The organism is Streptomyces capillispiralis, from assembly GCF_007829875.1.
GTDB classification, from domain to species: domain Bacteria; phylum Actinomycetota; class Actinomycetes; order Streptomycetales; family Streptomycetaceae; genus Streptomyces; species Streptomyces capillispiralis.
On the sequence record NZ_VIWV01000001.1, the window covers coordinates 2,315,576 to 2,340,778 of the forward strand.

The 25,203-nt window shown below is 72.1% G+C and carries 24 protein-coding genes; 9 read left to right on the top strand and 15 right to left on the bottom strand.

All coding sequences use genetic code 11. The features are described from left to right. Positions 1 to 13 precede the first annotated feature (13 nt). The gene (locus tag FHX78_RS09315) at positions 14 to 2,017 is read left to right on the top strand and encodes an AfsR/SARP family transcriptional regulator (protein ID WP_145866986.1); all 2,004 of its coding nucleotides are present in this window, start codon (positions 14 to 16) and stop codon (positions 2,015 to 2,017) included. Here FHX78_RS09315 and FHX78_RS09320 read toward each other — a convergent pair. Both FHX78_RS09320 and FHX78_RS09325 read right to left on the bottom strand, forming a co-directional pair. After that, the gene (locus FHX78_RS09320; protein WP_145866987.1) at positions 1,974 to 2,504 is read right to left on the bottom strand and encodes a hypothetical protein; all 531 of its coding nucleotides are present in this window, start codon (positions 2,502 to 2,504) and stop codon (positions 1,974 to 1,976) included. The genes FHX78_RS09315 and FHX78_RS09320 overlap by 44 nt on opposite strands. A gap of 107 nt (positions 2,505 to 2,611) precedes the next feature. Then, entirely contained in the window at positions 2,612 to 4,051 is a 1,440-nt protein-coding gene (locus FHX78_RS09325; protein ID WP_145866988.1) for a gamma-aminobutyraldehyde dehydrogenase, read from the bottom strand. A 207-nt stretch (positions 4,052 to 4,258) separates the two neighbouring features. On the opposite strand from FHX78_RS09325, the gene FHX78_RS09330 reads away from it, so the two are divergent. From FHX78_RS09330 to FHX78_RS09360, 7 genes are all read left to right on the top strand, one after another. Continuing rightward, the gene (locus tag FHX78_RS09330; RefSeq protein ID WP_145866989.1) at positions 4,259 to 4,777 is read left to right on the top strand and encodes an Lrp/AsnC family transcriptional regulator; all 519 of its coding nucleotides are present in this window, start codon (positions 4,259 to 4,261) and stop codon (positions 4,775 to 4,777) included. 2 nt (positions 4,778 to 4,779) lie between these two features. Further along, positions 4,780 to 6,153, top strand: coding sequence for an aspartate aminotransferase family protein (locus FHX78_RS09335; RefSeq protein ID WP_145866990.1), 1,374 nt, complete (start codon positions 4,780 to 4,782; stop codon positions 6,151 to 6,153). Between the two features lie 216 nt (positions 6,154 to 6,369). Further along, the gene (locus tag FHX78_RS09340) at positions 6,370 to 7,119 is read left to right on the top strand and encodes an ABC transporter ATP-binding protein (RefSeq protein ID WP_145866991.1); all 750 of its coding nucleotides are present in this window, start codon (positions 6,370 to 6,372) and stop codon (positions 7,117 to 7,119) included. Next, positions 7,101 to 8,414 carry a hypothetical protein gene (locus tag FHX78_RS09345; protein WP_145866992.1) on the top strand — a complete coding sequence of 438 codons (1,314 nt, stop codon included), beginning with the start codon at positions 7,101 to 7,103 and terminating at the stop codon, positions 8,412 to 8,414. Before FHX78_RS09340 ends, FHX78_RS09345 begins: the two co-directional genes overlap by 19 nt. 174 nt (positions 8,415 to 8,588) lie before the next feature. After that, on the top strand, positions 8,589 to 8,996 hold the full coding sequence (locus FHX78_RS09350; RefSeq protein WP_145866993.1) for a VOC family protein: 408 nt from the start codon (positions 8,589 to 8,591) through the stop codon (positions 8,994 to 8,996). A gap of 26 nt (positions 8,997 to 9,022) precedes the next feature. Further along, complete coding sequence (locus FHX78_RS09355) at positions 9,023 to 10,144, top strand: LOG family protein (RefSeq protein WP_145866994.1); 1,122 nt, start codon at positions 9,023 to 9,025, stop codon at positions 10,142 to 10,144. Positions 10,145 to 10,292: 148 nt separating this feature from the next. After that, positions 10,293 to 10,991 (top strand): LAETG motif-containing sortase-dependent surface protein, encoded by a 699-nt coding sequence (locus FHX78_RS09360; RefSeq protein ID WP_145866995.1) that lies wholly within the window; start codon positions 10,293 to 10,295, stop codon positions 10,989 to 10,991. A gap of 67 nt (positions 10,992 to 11,058) precedes the next feature. Here the strand turns inward: FHX78_RS09360 and FHX78_RS09365 are convergent, their stop codons facing one another. The 11 genes from FHX78_RS09365 to rpsB form a co-directional block, all read right to left on the bottom strand. Then, positions 11,059 to 11,859 carry a maleylpyruvate isomerase family mycothiol-dependent enzyme gene (locus tag FHX78_RS09365; RefSeq protein ID WP_145866996.1) on the bottom strand — a complete coding sequence of 267 codons (801 nt, stop codon included), beginning with the start codon at positions 11,857 to 11,859 and terminating at the stop codon, positions 11,059 to 11,061. Positions 11,860 to 11,884: 25 nt separating this feature from the next. After that, entirely contained in the window at positions 11,885 to 12,904 is a 1,020-nt protein-coding gene (locus FHX78_RS09370) for an ABC transporter ATP-binding protein (protein WP_145866997.1), read from the bottom strand. Then, a complete protein-coding gene (locus FHX78_RS09375) occupies positions 12,905 to 14,506 on the bottom strand; it encodes an ABC transporter permease (protein ID WP_145866998.1) in 1,602 nt (533 codons plus the stop codon). Between the two features lie 47 nt (positions 14,507 to 14,553). Then, complete coding sequence (locus FHX78_RS09380) at positions 14,554 to 15,639, bottom strand: thiamine ABC transporter substrate-binding protein (protein WP_145866999.1); 1,086 nt, start codon at positions 15,637 to 15,639, stop codon at positions 14,554 to 14,556. 210 nt (positions 15,640 to 15,849) lie between these two features. Further along, entirely contained in the window at positions 15,850 to 16,956 is a 1,107-nt protein-coding gene (gene rlmN, locus FHX78_RS09385) for a dual-specificity RNA methyltransferase RlmN (protein WP_145867000.1), read from the bottom strand. 76 nt (positions 16,957 to 17,032) lie between these two features. After that, on the bottom strand, positions 17,033 to 17,482 hold the full coding sequence (locus FHX78_RS09390) for an SRPBCC family protein (RefSeq protein WP_145867001.1): 450 nt from the start codon (positions 17,480 to 17,482) through the stop codon (positions 17,033 to 17,035). Between the two features lie 168 nt (positions 17,483 to 17,650). After that, positions 17,651 to 18,775 carry a phosphatidate cytidylyltransferase gene (locus tag FHX78_RS09395; protein WP_145867002.1) on the bottom strand — a complete coding sequence of 375 codons (1,125 nt, stop codon included), beginning with the start codon at positions 18,773 to 18,775 and terminating at the stop codon, positions 17,651 to 17,653. Beyond that, positions 18,775 to 19,332, bottom strand: coding sequence for a ribosome recycling factor (gene frr / locus FHX78_RS09400; protein WP_145867003.1), 558 nt, complete (start codon positions 19,330 to 19,332; stop codon positions 18,775 to 18,777). The genes FHX78_RS09395 and frr overlap by 1 nt, the downstream gene beginning before the upstream one ends. A 117-nt stretch (positions 19,333 to 19,449) precedes the next feature. Continuing rightward, entirely contained in the window at positions 19,450 to 20,208 is a 759-nt protein-coding gene (pyrH, locus tag FHX78_RS09405) for a UMP kinase (RefSeq protein WP_145867004.1), read from the bottom strand. A 191-nt stretch (positions 20,209 to 20,399) separates the two neighbouring features. Next, a complete protein-coding gene (tsf, locus tag FHX78_RS09410; protein ID WP_145867005.1) occupies positions 20,400 to 21,236 on the bottom strand; it encodes a translation elongation factor Ts in 837 nt (278 codons plus the stop codon). Between the two features lie 156 nt (positions 21,237 to 21,392). After that, entirely contained in the window at positions 21,393 to 22,295 is a 903-nt protein-coding gene (rpsB, locus tag FHX78_RS09415; RefSeq protein WP_145867006.1) for a 30S ribosomal protein S2, read from the bottom strand. Positions 22,296 to 22,842: 547 nt separating this feature from the next. Between rpsB and FHX78_RS09420 the strand changes: the two genes are divergently transcribed. Continuing rightward, positions 22,843 to 23,331: a murein hydrolase activator EnvC family protein gene (locus FHX78_RS09420; protein WP_229924183.1), complete on the top strand. Its 489-nt coding sequence runs from the start codon at positions 22,843 to 22,845 to the stop codon at positions 23,329 to 23,331. Between the two features lie 229 nt (positions 23,332 to 23,560). Here FHX78_RS09420 and FHX78_RS09425 read toward each other — a convergent pair whose 3' ends face one another. Both FHX78_RS09425 and whiG read right to left on the bottom strand, forming a co-directional pair. Further along, the gene (locus tag FHX78_RS09425; RefSeq protein ID WP_145871808.1) at positions 23,561 to 24,118 is read right to left on the bottom strand and encodes a TetR/AcrR family transcriptional regulator; all 558 of its coding nucleotides are present in this window, start codon (positions 24,116 to 24,118) and stop codon (positions 23,561 to 23,563) included. A gap of 90 nt (positions 24,119 to 24,208) precedes the next feature. Further along, the gene (gene whiG / locus FHX78_RS09430; RefSeq protein WP_145867007.1) at positions 24,209 to 25,051 is read right to left on the bottom strand and encodes an RNA polymerase sigma factor WhiG; all 843 of its coding nucleotides are present in this window, start codon (positions 25,049 to 25,051) and stop codon (positions 24,209 to 24,211) included. Positions 25,052 to 25,203: the final 152 nt, after the last annotated feature.

Here is a 25,203-nt window from a genome sequence, read left to right on the forward strand (position 1 = left end):
GACGGGTGGCGTCGTGCACGTGACGATCGGAGTGCTGGGCGCGGTGGCCGCCTGGGACGAGGCCGGGGAGGTGCTGGCGCTGCGCGGGCCGAAGCACCGCGCGGTGCTGGCCCGGCTGGTGGTCGCGCGCCGCCGGGTGGTGCCGGTGGCGCGGCTGGTGGCGGATCTGTGGGAGGAGCCGCCGGACAACGCCGTGGGCACGGTGCGGACGTTCGTCGGCGGACTGCGCCGGGCGCTGGAACCGGACCGGCCGCCCCGGACCCCGCCCCGCCTGCTGGTCACGGAGGGCCCCGGCTACGCGCTGCGCGCCGCCACCGAGGACGTCGACGCGTGGCGCTTCGAGCAGGCGGTGTCCGCGCCGGCGGACCCCTCCCGGCCGGCGGCGCGGCTCACCGAGACGCTGGACCTGTGGCGCGGCCCGGCCTTCGCGGACTTCGGCGACGAGCCGTGGCTGCGCGCGGAGCGGGCCCGGCTGACGGAGCTGCGGCTGCTGGCGGTGGAGCGGCTGGCCGAGGCCCACCTCGCGTCGGGCGCGGCCGCGCGGGCGGTGCCCGACCTGGACGCGCACGTCACCGAGCACCCCTGGCGGGAGGAGGGCTGGCGGCTGCTCGCGCTGGCGCTGTACCGGTCCGGCCGGCAGGCCGACGCGCTGGCGGTGCTGCGGCGGGCGCGCGGCACGCTCGGGGAGCACCTGGGCGTGGACCCGGGGCCGCGGCTGCGCCGCCTGGAGGAGGACATCCTGCGGCAGGCGGCCCGGCTCGACCCCGACCCCGGCCCGGATGCGACGGCCGGGCTGGTGTGGGAGCGGGCGACCGCCGCCTACGAGCGCGCGGTGCCGTCGCGGGCCGGGACCCGGCTGGAGTCGGCGGCGGGCCTGATGCGCGACCTGGCCGTGACGGGCGGCGGCGGACTGGAGGCGGCGCGGCACCACCGGGCGGCCGCCGTCGCCGCCGCGGAGCAGCTCGGTGACGCGGAACTGACGGCACGTGTGATCGGCGTCTACGACGTGCCGGCCGTCTGGACCCGCTCCGACGACCCGGAACAGGCCCGCCGGCTGGTGGCCGCCGCGGAGCGCACCCTGCGCCGGCTGCCGCCCGAGGGGCACGACGCGGCCCGCTGCCGCCTGCTGGCGACGATCGCCGTGGAGTCGCGCGGCACCCTCCCCACCGACCGGCCCGCCGCGGGCGAGTCGGCACGCCCGCTCCAGGCGGCGCGCCAGGCCGAGGAGATCGCCCGCCGGCTCGACGACGCCCCGCTCCTCGCGTTCGCCCTGAACGGCACGTTCATGCAGACGTTCCACCGCACGGGGCTGGCCGCCCGGCGGGACGCGATCGGCGCGGAGACCGTGGCCCTGGCGGCACGCCACGGCCTGCCCCGGTACGAGGTGCTCGGCCACCTCGTCCGCGTCCAGTCGCGCTGCGCCCTGGGCGATCTCGCGGGAGCCGACCGGCACGCGACGGCGGCGGACGACCTGGCGGCCCGTCACGAGCTGCCGCTGGTCGGGGTGTTCACCACCTGGTACCGCGCCCTGCGGACCTCGCGGGCCGCTCCCCCGGCCACCGCCCTGGCCGCCTACGAACGGGCCGCGGAACTCCTCGACGGCTCCGGCATGGCCGGCCTGCGGGACGGCCTGCTGCCCCTGGCCCGGCTGAGCGTGGCGGTGCGGCACGGCGCACCGCCGCCGGACGGCCGCGACACCGGCTGGGGGCCCTACGAGCCCTGGGTGCGCCCGCTCCTCCTGGCCGCCGGGGGCCGGCGGGCCGAGGCCCGCGCGGCGCTGCGCGGCCTCCCGTCGCCGCCGCGCGACCTGATGTCCGAGGCCCTGTGGTGTCTGGTGGCCCGCGCCGCCGTGGCGGTGGACGACCGGGCGGCGATGCTCCGTGCCCGCGCCCAGCTCCTGCCGGCGGCCGGGGAACAGGCCGCCGGGAGCGGTTTGGTGAGCCTCGGCCCGGTGGCCGGGCACCTGGAGGACCTCACCGCGGCACTGGAACGGGGCGGCTCCCGGCGTACGGGGTGAGCGCCTCCAACTGCTTGATCCTCCTGCGGACGATGTACAGCGGGATCACGCCGAACACCCCGAACGCCATGTCGATGACGGTCCACCAGAAGGGGATCCCGCGGATCGGGCCGCAGACGAGGGCGAGCGGGATGATGCCGGCGCAGGCGATCATGCCGAACTCGATGACCCAGATGTTGCGGACGGGGTCGCGGTAGGGGCCGTAGAAGGCGACCGCGATCACGAGGTGGGCGAAGGCGAGCCAGTCGGTGCCGTAGAGGAGGAAGGGGTAGGTGGCGTCGGCCGTGTCGAGCCCGTCGCGTACGCGCTCGATCCACTCCATGAGGGCGGGAAGGTGCTCGGGCGCGGACAGCGACCGGAGCAGGTCCTCGGCCCAGCGCAGTTCGTGGACGAGGGGGAAGGCCGTGGCGCCGCTGAGCACCAGGCAGACGACGAAGAGGACCAACCACGCGCGGATGCCCTTGAGCAGGGCGGCTCTGTCGCTCATGGCAGCAGCGTACGCCTGGAATTGAACATGTTCAAAAATGCTGCCGGAGGCGGAAAACACGTCGGCCCCGGACGGTGGGTCACCGTCCGGGGCCGACGTTCGGACGCCTACGCGTCCAGGGACGTCATCACGTGCTTGATGCGCGTGTAGTCGTCGAAGCCGTAGGCGGAGAGGTCCTTGCCGTAACCGGACTTCTTGAAGCCGCCGTGCGGCATCTCCGCGACCAGCGGGATGTGGGTGTTGATCCACACACAGCCGAAGTCGAGCTTCTTGGACATGCGCATCGCGCGGGAGTGGTCCTTGGTCCACACCGAGGAGGCCAGCGCGTACTCGACGCCGTTGGCGTACTCGACGGCCTGGTCCTCGTCGGTGAAGCGCTGCACGGTGATGACCGGGCCGAAGACCTCCTTCTGGATGATCTCGTCGTCCTGGGTGAGGCCGGAGACGACGGTCGGCGCGTAGAAGAAGCCCTGCTCGCCGACGCGCTTGCCGCCGGCCTCCACGCGCGCGTGCGCGGGCAGCCGCTCGATGAAGCCCTCGACCTGCTTGAGCTGGTTGGGGTTGTTGAGCGGGCCGAACAGGACGTCCTCGTCGTCCGGCATGCCGGTCTTGGTCTCGGCGGCGGCCTTGGCCAGCGCGGAGACGAACTCGTCGTGGATCGACTCGTGGACCAGGACGCGGGTGGCGGCCGTGCAGTCCTGGCCGGCGTTGAAGAAGCCCGCCACCGAGATGTCCTCGACGGCCTTGGCGATGTCGGTGTCCTCGAAGACCACGACCGGCGCCTTGCCGCCCAGCTCCAGGTGGACCCGCTTGAGGTCCTTGGACGCGGACTCGGCGACCGACATGCCGGCGCGCACCGAACCGGTGATGGACGCCATCGCCGGGGTGGGGTGCTCGACCATCAGGCGGCCGGTGTCGCGGTCGCCGCAGATGACGTTGAAGACGCCCTTGGGCAGGATCGAGCCGAGGATCTCGGCGAGCAGGACGGTGGAGGCCGGGGTGGTGTCCGAGGGCTTCAGGACGACCGTGTTGCCCGCGGCGATCGCCGGGGCGAACTTCCACACGGCCATCATCATCGGGTAGTTCCACGGCGCGACCTGGGCGCAGACGCCGACCGGCTCGCGGCGCACGATGGAGGTCAGGCCCTCCATGTACTCGCCGGCCGAGCGGCCCTCGAGCATCCGCGCCGCGCCCGCGAAGAAGCGGATCTGGTCCACCATCGGCGGGATCTCCTCGGTGCGGGTGAGCCCGACGGGCTTGCCCGTGTTCTCCACCTCGGCCGCGATGAGTTCCTCGGCGCGCTCCTCGAAGGCGTCCGCGATCTTCAGCAGCGCCTTCTGCCGCTCGGCGGGGGTGGTGTCGCGCCAGCCGGGGAACGCCTCGGCGGCGGCGGCCATCGCGGCGTCCACGTCCGCCTGCCCGGACAGCGGAGCGGTCGCGTACGCCTCGCCCGTCGCGGGGTTGACCACCTCGGTGGTCCGTCCGTCGGCGGCGTCCCGGAACTCCCCGCCGATGTAGTTGCGCAGACGACGCAGCTCGGTGCTCACTGCAGGCCCTCCTGGTGTTCCTCGTGGGTGTCCGAGGTGTCTGGGGTGTCGAGAAATGTCGAGTGTCCAACCTCTGAGACACCCACCCTAAACCGAGGACTGACGTTTTCAACACCCCCACCCGCCCCACTCCTGCGAAATCCGCAAGCTGGAGTGCCACAGACAACGAATTTCATCGATCGAGCCTTGCGAAACTGTCGATACGTCGTGCACAGTGACCCCGTGGCCAGTCGAAGCGCAGACCCGAAGGACTCCCGCGAGTCCAAGAACGGCGGCGGTCCCCAGTTGGACGCCGTCTCCCTCGCCATCATCGAGCAGCTCCAGGAGGACGGCCGCCGGCCGTACGCCGCCATCGGCAAGGCCGTCGGCCTGTCCGAGGCGGCCGTGCGCCAGCGCGTCCAGAAGCTGCTCGACCAGGGCGTGATGCAGATCGTCGCCGTCACGGACCCGCTCACCGTGGGCTTCCGCCGGCAGGCGATGGTCGGCGTCAACGTCGAGGGCGACGTGGAGTCCGTGGCGGACGCGCTGACCGCCATGGCCGAATGCGAGTACGTGGTGATGACCGCGGGCTCCTTCGACCTGATGGTCGAGATCGTCTGCGAGGACGACGACCACCTTCTCGAGGTCATCAACAAACGCATCCGGGCCGTGCCCGGAGTGCGCTCCACCGAGAGCTTCGTCTACCTCAAGCTCAAGAAGCAGACCTACATGTGGGGAACCCGATAATCGTGAGCACCGACCGCACCGAGGACCTCAGCAGGACCGCGTACGACCACCTGTGGATGCACTTCACCCGCATGTCCTCGTACGAGAACGCCCCCGTCCCCACCATCGTCCGCGGTGAGGGCACCCACATCTACGACGACAAGGGCAAGCGCTACCTCGACGGCCTCGCGGGCCTGTTCGTGGTCCAGGCGGGCCACGGCCGTACGGAACTCGCGGAGACCGCCGCCAAGCAGGCGCAGGAGCTGGCCTTCTTCCCGGTGTGGTCCTACGCCCACCCCAAGGCCGTCGAGCTGGCCGAGCGGCTCGCCCACGAGGCCCCGGGCGACCTGAACAAGGTCTTCTTCACCACCGGCGGCGGCGAGGCGGTCGAGACCGCCTGGAAGCTTGCCAAGCAGTACTTCAAGCTCACCGGCAAGCCCACCAAGTACAAGGTCATATCCCGCGCGGTGGCCTACCACGGCACCCCGCAGGGCGCCCTGTCCATCACCGGACTGCCGGCCCTGAAGGCCCCGTTCGAGCCGCTGGTGCCGGGCGCGCACAAGGTGCCGAACACCAACATCTACCGGGCGCCGATCCACGGCGACGACCCGGAGGCGTTCGGCCGCTGGGCCGCCGACCAGATCGAGCAGCAGATCCTCTTCGAGGGCCCGGACACCGTCGCGGCCGTCTTCCTGGAGCCGGTGCAGAACGCCGGCGGCTGCTTCCCGCCCCCGCCCGGCTACTTCCAGCGGGTGCGCGAGATCTGCGACCAGTACGACGTGCTGCTCGTCTCCGACGAGGTCATCTGCGCCTTCGGCCGGCTCGGCACCACCTTCGCCTGCGACAAGTTCGGCTACGTCCCGGACATGATCACCTGCGCCAAGGGCATGACCTCGGGCTACTCCCCCATCGGCGCCTGCATCGTCTCCGACCGCCTGGCCGAGCCGTTCTACAAGGGCGACAACACCTTCCTGCACGGCTACACCTTCGGCGGCCACCCGGTCTCCGCCGCGGTCGGCGTCGCCAACCTCGACCTGTTCGAGCGCGAGGGCCTCAACCAGCACGTGCTGGACAACGAGGGCGCCTTCCGCGCCACCCTGGAGAAGCTGCACGACCTGCCGATCGTCGGCGACGTCCGCGGCAACGGCTTCTTCTACGGCATCGAGCTGGTCAAGGACAAGAACACCAAGGAGTCCTTCGACGCCGACGAGACCGAGCGGGTCCTGTACGGCTTCCTGTCGAAGAAGCTCTTCGAGAACGGCCTGTACTGCCGCGCCGACGACCGCGGCGACCCGGTCGTCCAGCTCGCCCCGCCGCTGATCTCCGACCAGGAGACCTTCGACGAGATCGAGCAGATCCTGCGCGCGACCCTGTCGGAGGCCTGGACCAAGCTGTAGGCCACCCGGGTTCCCGATCTTCCTTCTGGATGATCAACACCGGCCCCGGTGCCGCCCGTTCGAGTGAGAAACGGCGGCCCGGGGCCGCGTGCTGTCCGGCACGGCGCCGCCGCCTGCCTAGCGTGCCAGTGACCGATCGGCCCTGCCTTCGTTCCCCCGGACGGGGGAATTCACGAATCGCGCACGGCATTTCCGATCCGAACCGAGGTGTACGCCATGGTGGCCCCACCGGACAACGACGTGCTCTGGGCACGTGCCCTGCACTTCCGGTACGACGACGGCTCACCCGGCCTGAGCGGGGTCTCGCTCGGTGTCCGGGAGGGCGAGATCCTCGCCGTCGGCGGCCCGCGCGGGAGCGGCAAGACGACCCTGCTGCGCTGCCTCTCCGGCCTGCTGCCCGCCCGCAGCGGCGAGGTCTGGTTCAACAGCGTGCCCGTGCACACCATGGGCCCCGTGGCCCGCGAGCGGCTGCGCCGGGACCGGTTCGGCTGGGTCGACCCGGCGCCGGAACTGGTCCCCGAGCTGAACGTCTGGGAGAACGCCGCCCTGCCGCTGATGCTGCGCGGCACCGGCCGGCGCCGCGCCAAGACCGCCGCCATGGAGTGGCTGGAGCGCCTCGACGTCGGGGACAGGGCCCGCAGGCACCCCGGGGAGCTGACGCAGGCGGAGCGGCAGCGGGTCTGCATCGCCCGTGCGCTCGCCCCGGCACCCTCGGTGCTGTTCGCCGACGAACCCACCGCCCCGCTGTACCGCGTCGACCGGGGGCACGTCCTGCGCACCCTCACCACCGCGGCCCGCTCGCACGGCATCACCGTGGTCCTCGCGACCCACGACGCCCGGACCGCGGCCCTCGCCGACCGCACGGTGTCGCTGCTCGACGGGCGGCGGGTGCGCACCGTGCACCTGCCCCCGGTCTCCGGGACGCCCGAGACGGAAGGCCGGGCGGCGTGCTCGCTCTCCGTCTGACCCGAAGTGCCCATCCGGCCGTCCAGCTGCGCCGCCTCCTGGTCGCGGCCGCGTCGGCGGGCACGGGCTTCCTGCTGCTGTGCGCCCTCGGCCACGCCCTGGGCCACCCGGACACCCCGGCCGCCTCGACGCTCCGGCTGGCCTGGTGCGCGGCCCCGCTGGCGGCCACGGTGTACTTCGCGATCGCGGTCGCCCGCACCGATCCGGGCACCCGGCCCCGGCCCGGACTGTCGGCGGTCGGTCTCGGTCCCGCCCGTCTCATGGCGGTCTCCGCGGCCACCACGGCCCTGTCCTGCGCGCTGGGCTCGGTGCTGGCCCTGCTCGTCTTCCTCCATCTGCGCGGCGACCTGACCGGCATGCCCTTCGACGGTGCCGCGACGGACTTCCTCGCCGCCGGCCGGCCGCTGCCGCTCCCGGCCGCCCTGACCCTGCTGTCCCTGGTGCCGCTGAGCGCGTCGGCGGCGGTCGCGGTGGCCCTGCGGCCGCGCGAGCCGGGGGCGGGCGCGGCCCCGGCGGCACGGTCGTACGGGCGGTTCGGCGCGTACCGGCGCACGACGGTACGGGAGTCCTTCGGGGCGTACGGACGGTTCGGCAAGCAGTTCGGCGCGGCGGCGCGCGTCCGGCGCCCCGCGGTGGCGGCACCGGTGCCGGAGGGCGCGGCGGACGACGGCGCGGAGTCCCCGGCCGGCGTCCCCCCGGCGGGAGCGAGCGCCGCGCCGGCCGGGCTGCCCTGGGGCATCGCGGTGCTGGCGGCGGGGCTGGCCGTGGAGGCCTTCGCGAGCCGCACGGGCGCCGGGAGCAGCCCGGGCGACCGGCCCGCCGCGCTGCTCGGGCTGGCCCTGGCCTCCGTCGGGCTCGCCCTGGCCGGTCCCGGCCTGACCCATCTGTGCGGCCGGCTCCTCCAGACGGTCCGCCCGGGTGCCCTGCGGCTGCTGGCCGGGCGGGTCCTCATGGCGGAGGCCTCCCGCGTCGGCCGCCCGCTGGGCGTGGTGTGCGCCGTGATCTCGGCCGCGTACGCCATGGCCTCGGTGCAGGACGGCCGGGACGCCTCCTCCGGGCCGCTCGTCACGCTCGGGGTGCTGCTGGTGGCCGGCTGCACGGTGGCGACGCTGCTGACGGCCGCCGTCGAGGCCAAGCAGGCCCGGGCCGGCACCACCGCCGCGCTGCGGCGCCTCGGGGCGCCCACGGCGACGCTGCGCCGGGCCGCCGCGCTCCGCGCGGGCGCGCTGCTCGCGCTGTTCGGGCCGCTGACCCTGGCCGTGGCCGAGCTGTCGGCCTGGCCACTGGCCGGCTGAGGCGGGGCCGGCGGGCCGTACCGGTGCGGAACCGGTGCGACAGCCGGCACGGAAGCCGGTGCGAAAGCCGGTGCGAAAGCCGGTGCGAAAAAGATCCTCGCGGGCCGATGAGTTCCGCTCGGGCCCCCGGTCTACCCCCACGTACACGATGGAACGAACGGGAGAGGCCCCGCCATGTACCAGCAGATGATCTTCGTGAACCTGGCCGTCAACGACCTCGAGGCGTCGAAGAAGTTCTTCACCGGGCTCGGCTACTCGATCAACGAGCAGTTCAGCGACGAGACCGCCGCGTCCGTGGTGATCAGTGACACGATCTTCGCGATGCTGCTGACCCGGCCGAAGTACGCGGAGTTCACGAAGAAGGAGATCGTGGACGCCACGAAGAGCAGCGAGGTCATGCTGGCGCTGAGCGCCGAGAGCCGCGAGAAGGTCGACGAGCTGGTGGAGAAGGCCGTGGCGGCGGGCGGCTCGGACACCGGCGAGACGCAGGACCACGGCTTCATGTACGGGCGCGCCTTCGACGACCTCGACGGCCACACCTGGGAGGTCGTGTGGATGGACCCGGCCGCGATCGAGGGCTGAGCGGCGACAGGTCCTAGCATGGGCGGGTGCAGACGAGTCCCGCCCATGCCGCCCATCACGGGGACCGCGAGATAGAGACGATCGAGGAGTTCGACGCGATCGTCTCCGCCCGCGGCACGCTCTCCGGATTCCGCGTCCAGGCCGTCGATCTGACGGACCGGACACGGGAGTTGCTCACCACCGACACCTCCGAGGCCGTCTTCCTCGGCTGCCGGATGCGTCCGGACGCGGCGGAGAAGCTCCGCGGCGACGGCGCCCTGGTCCTCCCGCCCGTCCCGGGCCTGCCCTTCGACCCCTACCGGGGGCACCTCTACACGCCCGGTGACCTGTTCGCCTCGCTCGACAAGGGCTACGAGGCGACCCCCGACGCGCTGGCCTACGCCTGGTTCCAGCGGACCAGGACCGACGGCGACGTCTTCGCCTCCATGCTGCGCGCGGTCCACGACGACTCCATGTCCGACGCCCTCGACGAACTCCTGCGCGGGGCCCGGGTCGTGGGCGTGATGGGCGGCCACGCGATGGCCCGCGGCACCGAGGAGTTCCGCGGGGCCGCCCGGCTCGGCCGGGCGCTGACCCACGCCGGGTTCACGGTCGCCACCGGCGGCGGCCCGGGCGCGATGGAGGCGGCGAACCTCGGCGCCTACGCCGCCCCGTACGACGCGGAGATGCTGGACGCCGCCTGCGAACTCCTCGCCGCGGCACCGTCGTTCACGCCGTCGGTCACCGACTGGGCGCGCGCCGCCTTCGAGGTGCGCTCCCGCTGGCCGAAGGGCAACCACTCGATCGGCATCCCCACCTGGTTCTACGGCCACGAGCCGCCGAACGCCTTCGCCTCCCACATCGCGAAGTACTTCGCCAACGCCACCCGCGAGGACGGCCTGCTGGCCCGCTGCAACGCGGGGGTCGTCTTCCTGCCGGGCGCCGCCGGGACCGTACAGGAGGTCTTCGACAACGCGACGCCGAACTACTACGAGTCGCGGGGCGAGCCCACGCCCATGGTGCTGGTGAACCGGGCCCACTGGACCGAGAGGCTGCCGGCCTGGCCGCTGCTGCGCTCGCTCGCCCGGGAGCGGTCGATGGAGGCTCGAATCGCACTGGTTGACCGAATCGAGGAGGCTCCGGAGGCGTTGAAACGTCTCGCCGGTTAATAAGAAGGCAAAGCTCCGGTGCGCGGTGGGCATATGCGTTGACACTACTTATGTGGCGCTTATAGATGTGAGTGTCACACGGGAGTGCTGATGGTTCATCAACTCTCCCTCAACCCCCCGCATTTGCGTCTTCACGTAAAGGACAAACGTGGCAGTTCTGTCCGTATCCCGCCGCACCGTCGCGCGTTCCGTGCGCGCCCTCGGTGTCGTCTCCGCGTCGGCCGCCCTCGCCCTCGGCGTGGCCGGCAACGCCGCGGCCTGCAACATCAACGAATTCTCGGCCGAGGCCAAGTGCGACGGTGAGAAGGGTGTCATCACCGTCACCGACGTGGACCCGGCCGGTGTCCCCGCGACCATCACCGTGTTCCTCAAGAACAACGGCGCCGAGGAGAAGATCGGCGAGCAGGTGGTCAAGGGCACCCGTGAGGGCACCACCATCACCTTCGAGGAGGACTGGCAGCCCAACGCCCAGTACCGCATCCACGTCGAGGCCAAGCCCTACGTCGACGAGGACATCAAGCCGGACCTGACCACGCCGGCGACGGCGTGCGAGAAGCCGGAGGAGGAGACCCCGACTCCGACGCCCAGCACCCCGACGGAGACGGCCCCCGCCGAGCAGCCGCCCGCCACCCCGGCCCCGTCGGAGTCGGAGCCGGAGAGCGAGAGCACCCCTCCGGCGGACACCGCGAGCAACGCGCCGTCCCCCGCCGGTGAGTCCAACCTCGCCGAGACCGGCGCCGACTCCAACACCGGTCTGATCGCCGGTGTCGCGGCCGCCCTGGTCGTGGCCGGCGGTGGCGCGGTCTTCTTCGGCATGCGCCGCCGGGGCGCGAAGTCCGAGGGCTGACGCCTCACGGCAGCAGCGCGGCGGCCCGTCCCCTCCGGGGGGCGGGCCGCTTCCGTATGCCGGCGGTTCAGCCGAACGACGCCCGCTCCAGCCAGAACTCCAGCAGCTTCCGGTCGCCGAGCACCTCCAGCCCGGGCGCGTCCAGCGGCAGCCTGCGGTAGAAGGCGAGGAGCACGGAGGTGAGCGGACCGCGCAGGGCGACGGTGGCCCCGGCGTGGCCGCGGCGCCAGGCGATGCCGTCCTCGGTCAGCTCGATCAGCCACTCGGCGTCCAGGGCGGGGTCGGCGTCGGTGGCGTGCAGGTGGAGCGACCGGCCGGGCAGGCGCAGCTCGCCCGTCGGCCGGTCGGGCAGGTTCCGCTGGACGAACCGCACGATCCACAGCCACTCGTCCACCGCGTCCGCGGCGACGTCGGCCGGGACGGTGCCGAGGGGGTGGCCCGCGGCGAGCGCGGCGTCCGCGTGGTGGACGACGAGTTCGTGCGTCATCCGGCGGGCCCAGAATCCGGCGGTGGAGTCCCCGGCCCACGACCAGACGGGCGCCGTGGGCCCGGCCTCCCGCAGCGCGGCGACGACCGCCGCACCGGACTGCGCCAGCCACTCCTCCAGGGCGGCGGCGTCCCCTCGGACCCCGGGCCCCGACGCGCCTGGCACCCGCGCGACGGGGACGTCCTCGCGGGCCCGGGTGCGCACGAGCAGGTCCACCCAGCGCAGGGCCTCCCCGACGTGCAGGACCAGTTCCTCCAGCGTCCAGTCCGGGCAGGTCGGCACGGTGGCGGACAGGTCGGCCCCGGAGGCCAGTACCGTCCCGAACCTCTCCACCTGACGGTCGATCTCGTCGCAGTAGCGGTCGTGCGGCAGACGGGTCATGCCGCTCACCCTAGGAAAGGGACGCTCACTCCAGCACCACGATTTCCGCCGCGTCGAACTCCACCCCGACCTCGGCCCCGGTCTCCGGGGCGGCCCTGAGCGCGCAGGCCGCCTCCAGGCGCGGCGCGTCCTCGGGCCGGAGGCGGACCGCCACATGGGTGCCCCGGAAGGTGCGGGCGGCGACCGTGCAGCGCAGGCCCTCCCCGGCCGGGACCAGGCGGACACCGGCGGGGCGGACGAGGAGCGTCCGCGTGCCCTGCGGGGCGTCCTCGGGCACGGGCACCTTGCCCCAGGGGGTCACCGCGACCCCGTCCGCGACCATCGCCTCGACCACGTTCTCGAAGCCGAGGAAACGGGCCACGAACGCGTCGGCCGGCCGCTGCCACACCTCCAGCGGCGTGCCGGACTGGGCGATCCGCCCGTCCCGCATCACCACCACCCGGTCGGCCAGCGCGAACGCCTCGCCCTGGTCGTGCGTCACGGCGAGCACGGTGGTGCCCAGTCGGCCGAACAGCTCGCGCAGTTCGACGACGAGGCGTTCCCTGAGCGAGCGGTCGAGCTGGCCGAGGGGCTCGTCGAGCATGAGCAGACGGGGACTCGGCGCGAGGGCGCGGGCCAGCGCCACCCGCTGCTGCTCACCGCCGGACAGCGCGGCGACGGCCCTCCCGGCCGCCCCCGGCAGTCCCACGAGCTCCAGCAACTCCCGCACCCGCGCGGCCTGTTCGCCCCGGGAGGCGCCGTGCATGCGCAGCCCGAAGGCGACGTTCCCGCCCACGTCCCGCTGCGGGAACAGCTGGTGGTCCTGGAACATCAGCCCCACCCCCCGCCGGTGCGCGGGCACCCCCGCCTGGTCGCGTCCGTCGAGCAGGACCCGCCCGGAGTCCAGGGGCTGCAACCCGGCCACCGCCCGCAGCAGCGTGGACTTGCCGCTGCCGCTGGGCCCGAGCACGCACACGATCTCGTGCTCGGCGACCCCCAGGCCGACGGCGTCCAGCACGGCCCGCCCGCCGAAGCGGACGGTCGCGCCCTCCAGGCTCAGCAGCATCTAGAACTCCCCGGTCCGGTCGGTCCGCAGCCGCTCCAGCACGAGCAGCGCCACCGCGCACACGATCATCAGAATCGTCGACAGGGCCATCGCCTGCCCGTAGTTGAGGTCCCCGGGCCGCCCCAGCAGCCGCGCCACCGCGACCGGCAGCGTCGGGTTGTCCGGCCGCGCGATGAACACCGTCGCGCCGAACTCCCCGAGCGACACGGCGAAGGCGAACCCGGCCGCGATCAGCAGCGCCCGCCGCACCAGCGGCAGGTCCACCTCCCGCCACGCCCGCCACGGCGACGCCCCGAGCACCGCCGCCGCCTCCCGCAGCCGTACGTCCACGGCCCGCAGCACCGGCAGCATGGTCCGTACGACGAACGGGACGCCGACCAGCGCCTGCGCGAGCGGGACCAGGATCCAGGAGGCCCTCAGGTCCAGCGGCGGCTCGTCGAGGGCGATCAGGAAACCGAAGCCGACGGTCACCGCGGACACGCCGAGCGGCAGCATCAGCAGCACGTCGAACCCGCGCACCAGCCGGCCCGCGTCCCGCCGGGTCAGCGCGACGGAGGCGAGGCCGCCGATCAGTACGGCGATGGCGGTGGCGGCGACGGCGTACCGCAGCGAGTTGCCGACCGCCTCGACGGGCGGGACGAGGAACACTCCCCCGTCCTCACGGGTCAGCGCCCGGTAGTAGCCGAGGCCCGCGCCGGCGAAGGACCGTTGCACCAGCACCGCGAGCGGCAGCAGGAGCAGCACGGCGACGGTGGCGACGACCCCGGCGAGCAGCGCCCACTGCCCGGCGCCGCGCGGGCGGCGCGCGGTCGCCCCGGCGTCGACCAGCCGCAGCGCGGTCTCCCGGCGCCGCACGGTCCAGGCGTGCAGGGCGAGGATGGCGCCCACCGCGACGAACTGGATCATCGTCAGGACGGCGGCGGTGGACAGGTCGAAGATCTCGGAGGTCTGCCGGTAGATCTCCACCTCCAGGGTGGAGAAGGTGGGCCCGCCGAGGATCTGCACCACTCCGAAGGAGGTGAAGGTGAACAGGAAGACCATCAGCGCGGCGGCGGCCACGGCGGGCGCGAGCGCGGGCAGGGTGACGGTCCGCCAGGCCGCGAACCGGGAGGCGCCCAGCATCCGCGCCGCCTCCTCCTGCCGCGGGTCGAGCTGGGACCAGAGCCCGCCCACGGTCCGTACGACCACGGCGTAGTTGAAGAAGACGTGCGCGAGCAGGATCGCCCACACGGTGGTGTCCAGCCGTACGCCCCACAGCTCGTCGAGCAGTCCGCCGCGTCCGACGAGCGCCATGAACGCCGTGCCGACCACGACCGTCGGCAGCACGAACGGCACGGTGACCACGGCCCGCAGCAGCTGCTTGCCCGGGAACGCGAAACGGGCGAACACGTACGCGCCGGGCAGCGCGACCAGCAGGGTGAGGGCGGTGGAGACGAGGGCCTGCCAGGTGGTGAACCACAGGACCTGCCGGACGTCGGACTGCGCCAGGACGTCCCCGATCCGCCCGAGCCGCCACGTCCCGTCGGCCTTCAGTCCGCGCGCGACGATCGCGGTGACGGGATAGGCGAAGAAGACGGCGAAGAACGCGACGGGCACGGCCATCAGGCCGAGCCGCGCCGCGCTCCCGCGCCGTGTCGCCGCGGCCCGCGTCACTTCAGTACGAGCGAGGTCCACGACTTGACCCACTGGTCACGGTTGTCGGCGATCCTCGCCGGGTCCATGGTCTCCGGGTCCTTCGCCCGCGGCCCGAACTTCTCGAACTCCTCGGGCACCTGGGCGGCCTCGCGCACCGGGTACACGAACATGTTGAGCGGCATGTCGTCCTGGAACGGCTTGCTGATGAGGAAGTCGAGCAGTGCCTTGCCGCCCTCGGGGTTCTTCGCGTTGCTCAGCAGTCCGGCGTACTCGACCTGCCGGAAGCAGGTGCCCTCGGCGACACCGGTGGGCGCCGTGTCCGGCTTCGGGTCGGCGTAGATCACCTCGGCGGGCGGCGAGGAGGCGTAGGACACCACCAGCGGACGGTCGGCCTTGGCCTGCTTGCCGCCGGCCGAGCCGGAGAACTCCTCGTTGTAGGCCTGCTCCCAGCCGTCGACCACCTTCACGCCGTTGGCCTTGAGCTTCTTCCAGTAGTCCGCCCAGCCGTCGTCGCCGTACTTCGCGGCGGTGCCGAGCAGGAAGCCGAGGCCGGGCGAGGAGGTGGAGGCGTTCTCGACGACGAGGAGGTCCTTGTACCGGGGGTCGACCAGGTCGTCGAAGGTCTTCGGCGGGGTCAGGTCGTGCTCGCTGAACCACTCCTTGTCGTAGTTGACGCAGATGTCGCCGGTGTCGACGGGCGTCACCCGGTGCCGGTCCCCGTCCACGCGGAACTCGTCGAGGATCAGGTCGGCGTCCTTCGCCTCGTAGGGCTGGAACAGCCCGTTGTCGAGGGCGCGCGAGAGCAGGGTGTTGTCGACGCCGAAGAGGACGTCGCCCTGCGGGTTGTCCTTGGTCAGGATGGCCTTGTTGACGGCCTGTCCGGCGTCGCCGTCCTCGAGGACCTCGACCTTGTAGCCGGACTGCTTCTCGAAGGCGGCGATCACGTCCTTGGACGCGGCCCACGAGTTGTGACTGACGAGGGTCACGGTCTTGGACCCGCCGCCGTCCGCGCCGCCGTCGTCGCCGGACGACCCGCACGCGGACAGGGTGACCAGCCCCAGCCCGACGGCGAGGACGGTGACCTTCTTGGTTATGCCCACTGGATTCCTCCTGGAGTGACCAGGAAGAGACGCGGCCCTGCCCGGGACACCGGTGCGGTGTCCCGGGCAGGGCGCAACAGCTCGAGTGATGACCGATCTCCCTACCCAGAATGACCTGGGCGAGGTTCGGAGGGTCTGCGGCCGGTGCCGCACTCTCAGCGCTGTGGCGCTCCCCTGTCGGAATATGAAGATGTGCTTACACGGGTCACATTACCGCTCGCTCGCGGCGAGCTGACCGCATGCCCCGTCGATCTCCTGACCCCGGGTGTCCCGGATCGTCACCGGCACGCCGTGCGCGGCGATCGCCTCGACGAACGCCTTCTCGTCCTCGGGCCGGGAGGCGGTCCACTTGGAGCCGGGGGTGGGGTTGAGCGGGATGAGGTTGACGTGCACGGGCCGCCCCTTGAGCAGCCGCCCGAGCCGGTCACCCCGCCACGCCTGGTCGTTGATGTCCCGGATGAGCGCGTACTCGATGGACAGCCGCCGCCCGGACCTGGCCGCGTACTCGAACCCGGCGTCCAGCACCTCGCGCACCTGCCACCGCGTGTTCACGGGGACGAGGGTGTCGCGCAGCTCGTCGTCGGGGGCGTGCAGCGAGATCGCGAGACGGCACTTGAAGCCCTCGTCGGAGAACCGGTGGATCGCCGGGACGAGCCCGACCGTCGACACGGTGATCCCGCGCTGGGACAGTCCGAGCCCGTCCGGCTCGGGGTCGGTGAGGCGGCGGATGGCGCCGACGACCCGGTTGTAGTTGGCGAGCGGCTCGCCCATGCCCATGAACACGATGTTGCTCAGCCGCGCCGGACCGCCCGGGACCTCGCCGTCCCTGAGGGCCCGCATCCCGTCCACGATCTGGTGCACGATCTCGGCGGTGGACAGGTTGCGGTCGAGTCCCGCCTGCCCGGTCGCGCAGAACGGGCAGTTCATGCCGCAGCCCGCCTGCGAGCTGATGCACATGGTCACCCGGTCCGGGTAGCGCATGAGCACGGACTCCACGAGCGTGCCGTCGAACAGCTTCCACAGCGTCTTGCGGGTGGTGCCCTGGTCGGTCGACAGGTGCCGCACGACCGTCATCAGCTCGGGAAGCAGCGCCTCCTGGAGCTTGCCGCGCGAGCCGGCCGGGATGTCGGTCCACTGCTCCGGGTCGTGCGCGTACCGCGCGAAGTAGTGCTGGGACAGCTGCTTGGCGCGGAACGGCTTCTCACCGGCCGCCGCGACCGCCTCCTTGCGCTCGGCGGGCGTGAGATCGGCAAGGTGCCGCGGCGGCTTCTTGGCTCCGCGCGGCGCGACGAATGTGAGTTCTCCGGGCTTAGGCATGGCTGTACCAGTGTCGCAGATCCACTCGGGTGACCACGGCCGCCGCTTCCGCCGGGGCCGGGGCTCGCGGCCCCGGCTATTCGCCGATGTGCTCCAGGCGGTCCTTCAGGGCTCGCTCGTTGCGGGGGAGCTCCTTACGGGCCTGGGGGCGGACGACCAGCGGGACGAGGGCCCTGCCGAGGCCGTGGCCCTCGAAGTCGATCTCCAGGGTCAGCCGCGAGCGGCTCCCCTCGGCGAGCGGTTCGATCTCGCCGTGCACCCGGGCCCTGACCGGGCCGTCGAGGCCGCGCATGCCCCAGCTGCGCGGTGGGTCGTACTCGGTGTACTCCATGGTCGTCGGGATCTCCCGGGCGCCGATGCGGCGGGTGACGCGGACGCGGGAGCCGGTGTGGACGGGGCCGTCCTCCAGCGGCTGGGCGGACACCGCGCTGAGCTGCCATTCGGGCAGGTGGGAGGGGTCGGTGGCATAGGCGTGGACGTCGTCCGGGGTGCGGTCGACGACGATCGTGCGTCGGATCGTGGACACGGTGACTCCCTTCCAGGGAGCCCTGCCGGGCTTGTCCGCCCATCGTCCCACCCTCCGGCGGTACGGCGCCACGGTCGCCCCCGGCACACGAGCGAGCCCCCGTCCCAGCGCGGGACGGGGGCTCGGACGTGCGAAAAGCTCGCGGACCTCACACGGGCCGGGCGTCGGTCAGCCGGACCCCACGAAGATCACCAGCAGCAGCCAGACCACCGGTGCCGTCGGCAGCAGGGAGTCCAGGCGGTCCATGATGCCGCCGTGCCCCGGGAGCAGGGTGCCCATGTCCTTGATGCCGAGGTCCCGCTTGATCATGGACTCGCCCAGGTCGCCGAGCGTGGCGCTGGCGGCGACCGCGAGGCCCAGCAGCAGGCCCTGCCACCAACTGCCGCCGTCGATCAGGAACTCCATGCACAGGGCGCCCGCCGCCATCGCGAACGCCACCGCGCCGAGCAGGCCCTCGCGGGTCTTGCCGGGACTGATGCGCGGGGCGAGCTTGCGCTTGCCGAACCGCCAGCCGACGGCGTAGGCGCCGGTGTCGCTGACGACCGTCAGCACCAGGAAGGTCAGCACCCTCCAGGCACCGTCGTCGGCCGTCAGCAGCAGGGCGACGAAGGTGGCCAGGAACGGCACGTAGAACGCCGCGAAGAGCCCCGCCGTGACGTCCTTGAGGTAACCCTCGGGGGGTGCCGTCATACGCCACGCCAGCACCGCCAGCGCGGTGAGCGCCATGGCGACCCAGGCACCCTCGGCCCCCCGGGCGTACCCGGCGACGACCATGGCCGCACCGCCGAGCGCGAGCGGCACGAGGGGCGCCTTGATGCCCTTGCGCTCCTCCAGCCGCTTGGTCAGCTCCCACAGGCCCACCACGACGGCGACGGCGATCACGCCGACGAAGACGGCCTTGACGACGAACAGCGACGCGACGATCACCGCACCGAGTCCGACGCCGACGCCTATCGCGGCACCGAGGTCGCGCCCGGCGCTCTTCTTGTGCTGCGCGGGTGCCGGCTGCGGGGCGTCGGGCATGGGCTCCGGATTCTGCGGCACCTCCCCCGGCAGGGGGCGGGCCCGCGTCGGCTCGTCTCGGAACAGGGGGCCGCTCAGCCGAGCGGCCCCTCGGTCCACCTCCTGGTCACCGCCGTGTTCGGGTACGTCGGGCACGATGGGCATGGGGCGAGTCTGCTGCGCGTAGTGCGCATCGTACGCGGGACCCGCCGGGGCAGCCCCCCGGCCGGGTCCGTGGTCGGACGGCCCCCAGTACCCGGTCTGCGGCGCCCCCCAGGAAGAGTCGTTCATCAGACCTCGAGCAGCTCCGCTTCCTTGTGCTTCAGGAGCTCGTCCACCTGGGCGACGTACTTCGCCGTGGTGTCGTCGAGCTCCTTCTCCGCGCGGCGGCCCTCGTCCTCGCCGACCTCGCCGTCCTTGATCAGCTTGTCGATGGCGTCCTTCGCCTTGCGGCGCACGGAGCGGATGGACACCTTGGCGTCCTCGCCCTTGCCCTTGGCGACCTTGATGTAGTCGCGGCGGCGCTCCTCGGTCAGCTCGGGGAACACCACCCGGATGATGTTGCCGTCGTTGCTCGGGTTGACGCCCAGGTCGGAGTCACGGATCGCCTGCTCGATGTTGCGCAGCGCGCTCTTGTCGAACGGGGTCACCACGGCCATGCGCGGCTCGGGCACGGAGAACGAGGCCAGCTGGTTGATCGGCGTCGGCGCGCCGTAGTAGTCGGCCACGATCTTGTTGAACATCGCCGGGTGCGCACGGCCGGTGCGGATCGCGGCGAAGTCCTCCTTGGCGACCACGACGGCCTTCTCCATCTTCTCCTCGGCCTCGAGGAGGGTCTCTTCGATCACCACTTGCTCCTGCGTGTCTTGAGTAGGCCCGGCTGCTGTTCCCTGTCGGGGCGGCCGGCTGCGTCGCGTCTTCTTCCTGCACGGTTCCCGACCGGCAGGACATTGTCCATCCCCCGGTCAGTCGCGACCGGCTTGGTCACCCACCAGCGTGCCGATCTTCTCACCCTTGACGGCGCGGGCGATATTGCCCGCCTTCAGGAGCTCGAAGACGACGATCGGGAGGCTGTTGTCCCGGCAGAGCGTGACGGCCGTGGCGTCGGCGACCTTCAGGTCCCGGGTGATGACCTCGCCGTAGCCGAGCGCGTCGAACTTCACGGCGTCCGGGTTGGTCTTCGGGTCCGAGTCGTAGACCCCGTCCACCCCGTTCTTGCCCATGAGCAGCGCCTCGGCGTCGATCTCCAGGGCGCGCTGGGCGGCGGTGGTGTCGGTGGAGAAGTACGGCATGCCCATACCGGCGCCGAAGATGACCACACGGCCCTTCTCCAGGTGCCGCACGGCGCGCAGCGGGATGTAGGGCTCGGCGACCTGCCCCATGGTGATGGCGGTCTGCACGCGGCAGTCGACGCCCTCCTTCTCCAGGAAGTCCTGGAGTGCGAGGCAGTTCATCACCGTGCCGAGCATGCCCATGTAGTCCGAGCGGGCCCGGTCCATGCCCCGCACCTGGAGTTCCGCGCCGCGGAAGAAGTTGCCGCCGCCGATGACGATCGCGATCTCCGCGCCGTCCCGTACGACGGCCGCGATCTCGCGTGCGATGGCGTGCACCACGTCGGGGTCGACGCCCAGGCCCCCGCCCCCGGAAAAGGCCTCTCCGGACAGCTTCAGCAGAAACCGGCCGCGTACTTTGCCGTCGTCGCTCTTCTCAGCCTTGGTGGTCATCGTCGGATCCCGCCTCTTTCACGTGTTGCACATACGAAGAAGGCCATTGCCGTCGGGGCGTGTTTCGCATCCCATGCGGCAATGGCCTCCTCGTCAGATCTGCTGTCCCACGGCACGCGCGCGCGTGTGCGCGCGTGTCCGGGCGACTGCTGTCGACCCTATCGGGGTCGCGCGCCCGTCGCGGTACGGACTCAGATGCCGACCTTGATGCGCGTGAAGCGCTTCAGGGTGACACCGGCCTCGTCCAGGACCTTCTGGACGGACTTCTTGTTGTCCAGCGCGTAGGGCTGGCCGAGCAGGGTGGCGTCCTTGAAGAAGCCGTTGACGCGACCCTCGACGATCTTGGCGATCGCGGCCTCGGGCTTGCCCTCGGCGCGGGTGGTCTCCTCGGCGATGCGACGCTCGGACTCGATGACCTCGGCCGGCACGTCCTCCTTGGAGAGGTACTTCGGCGCGAAGGCGGCGATGTGCTGGGCGACGCCCTTGGCGATCTCCGCGTTCGGCTTGTCGAGCTCGACGAGCACACCGATCTGCGGCGGCAGATCGGGCATCGTGCGGTGCATGTACGCCGTCACGTAGCCGTCGGTGAACTGGGCGAAGCGGTCCAGGACGATCTTCTCGCCCAGGTTGGCGTTGGCCTCGTCCACGAACGCCTGGACGGTCTTGCCGGCCTCGATCTCGGAGGCGAGCAGGGCCTCGAGGTCGGCCGGGGCGGTCTTGACGACGTGCTCGGCGATGGCCTTGGCCACGGCCTGGAACTTGTCACCCTTGGCGACGAAGTCCGTCTCGCACTTCAGCTCGACCAGGACACCGGAGGAGTTGTCGTCGGCGATGATCGAGACCACGGCGCCGTTCTCGGCGGAGCGGCCCTCGCGCTTGGCGACGCCCTTCTGGCCCTTGATGCGGAGCGCCTCGACGGCCTTCTCGACGTTGCCGTCGGCCTCGTCCAGGGCCTTCTTGCAGTCCATCATGCCGGCGCCGGTGAGCTCCCGGAGCTTCTTGACGTCGGCGGCGGTGTAGTTCGCCATGAGTCTGTGAATCTTTCTCGAAGTCTGGAGGATCGGAGATCCGCGGGGTCAGGACCTACTTGAGGGCAGGTGCCCGACGCGCCACCGACCTACGGGTGAACGGCGGGAGCGGACGAGGTGTCACCGCTCCCGCCGTCATCGGCTCTGACGGAGCGGTCAGGCCTGCTCGGCCTCGGCGGCCGGAGCGGCCTCGGCGGCGGGGGCCTCCTCAGCGGGGGCCTCCTCAGCAGGGGCCTCGGCCGGCTTCTCGCCCTCGGCGGCGGCCGGAGCGGCCTCCTCGGCCTTCTTCTCGCCCTCGAGCAGGTCGCGCTCCCACTCGGCCAGCGGCTCGCCCGCGGCCTTCTCGCCCTTGCCCTCGGTGGCGACACCGGAGCGGGCGATGAGGCCCTCGGCCACGGCGTCGGCGATCACGCGGGTGAGCAGGGTGACGGAGCGGATCGCGTCGTCGTTGCCCGGGATCTTGTAGTCGACCTCGTCGGGGTCACAGTTGGTGTCGAGGATGGCGACGACCGGGATGTTGAGCTTCCGGGCCTCGCCGACCGCGATGTGCTCCTTCTTGGTGTCCACGATCCAGACGGCGCTGGGCACCTTCTGCATCTCGCGGATACCGCCGAGGGTCTTCTCCAGCTTGGCCTTCTCGCGGGAGAGGACCAGCAGCTCCTTCTTGGTGAGGCCGGAGGCGGCCACGTCCTCGAAGTCGATCTGCTCGAGCTCCTTGAGGCGCTGCAGACGCTTGTAGACGGTCGAGAAGTTGGTGAGCATGCCGCCCAGCCAGCGCTGGTTCACGAAGGGCATGCCGACGCGGGTGGCCTGCTCCGCGATGGCCTCCTGCGCCTGCTTCTTCGTGCCGACGAACATGACCGTGCCGCCGTGGGCGACGGTCTCCTTGACGAACTCGTAGGCGCGGTCGATGTACGACAGCGACTGGAGCAGGTCGATGATGTAGATGCCGTTGCGCTCGGTGAAGATGAAGCGCTTCATCTTCGGGTTCCAGCGACGGGTCTGGTGACCGAAGTGGACGCCGCTTTCCAGCAGCTCCCGCATCGTGACGACGGCCATGGCCGTATCTCCTTGAATTTCTCGGTTGTGCCGCGGATGCCGGACGGCTTCCGCGCCTGACGCCCACGACGCGCCGTTGCCACGAAGGACCGAGGGGCGCTGGCATCCGGGTTCCGGCCGTGACCGGCCCAGATGTCGGGGCGTGCGAAGTCGACCCGGTGGCCCGGGTCGCCACCAGAAGTGTACGGGACCCGCGGACCGCCGGGTGACGCCGTTGTCCACAACGTGGGTGGTGGTCCACAGGTCCGGGCAGTGATCGCGACTTTCCGGAACGCTTCTCGTCATGCGAGCGACACGAGCGATGCGAGCGGGCCGTTGCGTGCGGGCCTGTGCCCGGCTGGTGCTGCTGGTGGTCCTGACCCTGACGGCACTCCTGTCCCCACCCCCGTCCCGCCTCCTGGCGACGCCCCCGACGGGCGAGGACGGCGCGGCACCGGCCGCGGGGAGGCCGGACGAGGACGCCGCGACACCGGCGGTGGTCCGCGCGGGCGACGGCAGTGCGACACCGGCGGTGGCCCGGGCCGGCGAGGACGGTGCGACGCCGGCCGTGGCCCCCGCGGCCGAGGACGGTGCGACGCCGGCCCTGGGGCGGGCGTGGCCCGTGGGGTCGCGGCCGCGGGTGCTGCGGGGCTGGGAGCCGCCGGCGACGGCGTACGGGCGCGGGCACCGGGGCGTGGACCTGGCGGCTGCGCCGGGGACGCCGGTACGGGCGGTGGCGGCCGGCCGTGTCTCGTTCGCCGGACGGGTGGCCGGAAGGGGCGTGGTGTCGGTGGAACTGACGGGCACGGGTGATCCCCCGTTGCGCACCACCTACGAGCCGGTCCGCGCGTCCGTCACCGAGGGCGCCGAGGTGACGGCGGGCGAGGTGGTCGGCACGGTGGAGCCGACCGGCTCCCACTGCCCGGCCGCGTGCGTGCACTGGGGCCTGCTGCGGGGCGACGTGTACCTGGACCCGCTCACCCTGCTCCCACCGTGGCTGCTGCACCGCGGCCCGTCGAGACTGCTGCCGGTGCTGGGGGTACCGCTGCCGCGATGAGCCCTGCCCACCACCCGCACCGGCCCGGCGAACGAGTCACGGCCGCCACGGGCCCGGACCCGCGCGGGGTCCGCGACAGCTGCCCATACCCCGCACCCCGGCGACCGCCTCCGATGGCCGGAAACAGCCATGCCGAACGGTCGGCGGTCGAGGCTGCGCGGCACCGAGGAGAACCGCACGACGACCCGCGCACACTGAGGGGCGCACGCCCCTCGCGGCCCCTCGGCCGTCAGCCCCTCACGCCCCTGAGGGCCATGGAGACCGCCGCCTCCGTGACGGCGTCCGGGTGTTCCGCCGCTCCCAGCTCGATCCGGCGGACGGCCGCGTCGACCACGCCCTGGAGCAGCATCGCCGCTAGACGGGGCTGGGCGTGCCCGAGGTCGCCCAGGGCGTCGACGATCATCGCGATGAGCCCGCCGTGCGCCGCGCGGATCTTCTCCCGCGCGTTGGCGTCGAGCTCGCTCGCGGAGATGGCGACCACGGCGCGGTGCCGCCGGTCCCCCACCAGTTCCAGCTGCTTGCGCACATACGCCTCGATCTTGGCCTCGCCGCCGTCGGCGGCCGCCATCGCCGCCTCGACCTCGGCCGCCCAGACCGGGAAGTCGACCTCGCACAGCTCCTCGACCACAGCGGCCCGCGAGCGGAAGTACTCGTAGACGGACGAGCGCGCGAGGCCGGTGCGCTCGGCGAGGGCCGGAAAGGTCAGCGCCTCCGTACCGCCCTCGGACAGCAGGGAGCGTGCCGCGTCCAGCAGGGCGGCTCGCTGCATCGACCGGTGCTCGGCCACGGAGGCCGCTCGAATCCTTGGCACGTCGACCACTGTACGGACGCCCCGCCCACCGCGGCCAGGGGATCGGCCGGGTCCGCGCCGTCCGGGTCAGCGGCCGAAACTCGCCAGCTTCGCGCGGAGCTGGAGCACGGACTTGGTGTGGATCTGGCTGACGCGGCTCTCGGTCACGCCGAGCACGTTGCCGATCTCGGCGAGGGTGAGGCCTTCGTAGTAGTAGAGCGTGACGACGGTCTTCTCGCGTTCCGGCAGCGTGTTGATGGCGCGTGCCAGGAACCTGCGCAGCTCCCGGTCCTCGGCCACCTCCACCGGGTTGTCGGCAGCGGTGTCCTCCAGGGTGTCCATGAAGCTGAGCTGATCGCCGTTGTCGCCCCCGGCGTGCAGCAGCTCCTCCAGGGCGACGACGTTCGCCAGTGACAACTGGCTGAAAACCGCGTGCAGATCGGCCACCGTGATGCCCATCTCGCCGGCGACCTCGCTCTCCGACGGTGTGCGGCGCAGCCGCGCCTCCAGCGTGGCGTAGGCGCGCTCCACGTTGCGCGCCTTCTGCCGCACCGAGCGCGGGATCCAGTCCAGCGCGCGCAGTTCGTCGATCATCGCGCCGCGGATGCGGGTGATCGCGTACGTCTCGAACTTGATCTCCCGGTCGACGTCGAACTTCTCGATCGCGTCGATCAGCCCGAAGACCCCGGAGGAGACGAAGTCCGCCTGCTCGACATTGGGCGGCAGCCCCACGCTGACCCGGCCGGCGACGTATTTCACCAGCGGCGAGTAGTGCAGGATCAGTTGCTCCCGCAGCCGTTCGTCCCCCGTCGCCTTGTACGACCGCCACAGCTCGTCGAGCGTCGAGGGAGCGGGCGGCCGCACGCTGCCACCGTCGCGGGCGGCTGGGGGGATCGCCGCCCGGTCGGACCCGGAGGTGTGCTGGGGCATTCGTCGCCTTGTGCCGTTCTGCCGTGGACTGGTGCTGCCTGGGTGCGCCGTCTGTCCGATGTCGAGTTGCCTGTCCGTGTCGGGATCCTCGTGAGCGTAGCGTGACTGTGGCGTCGCGGTGTGCGAAGAAGCGAGGTAGGACCCTGCGTGGA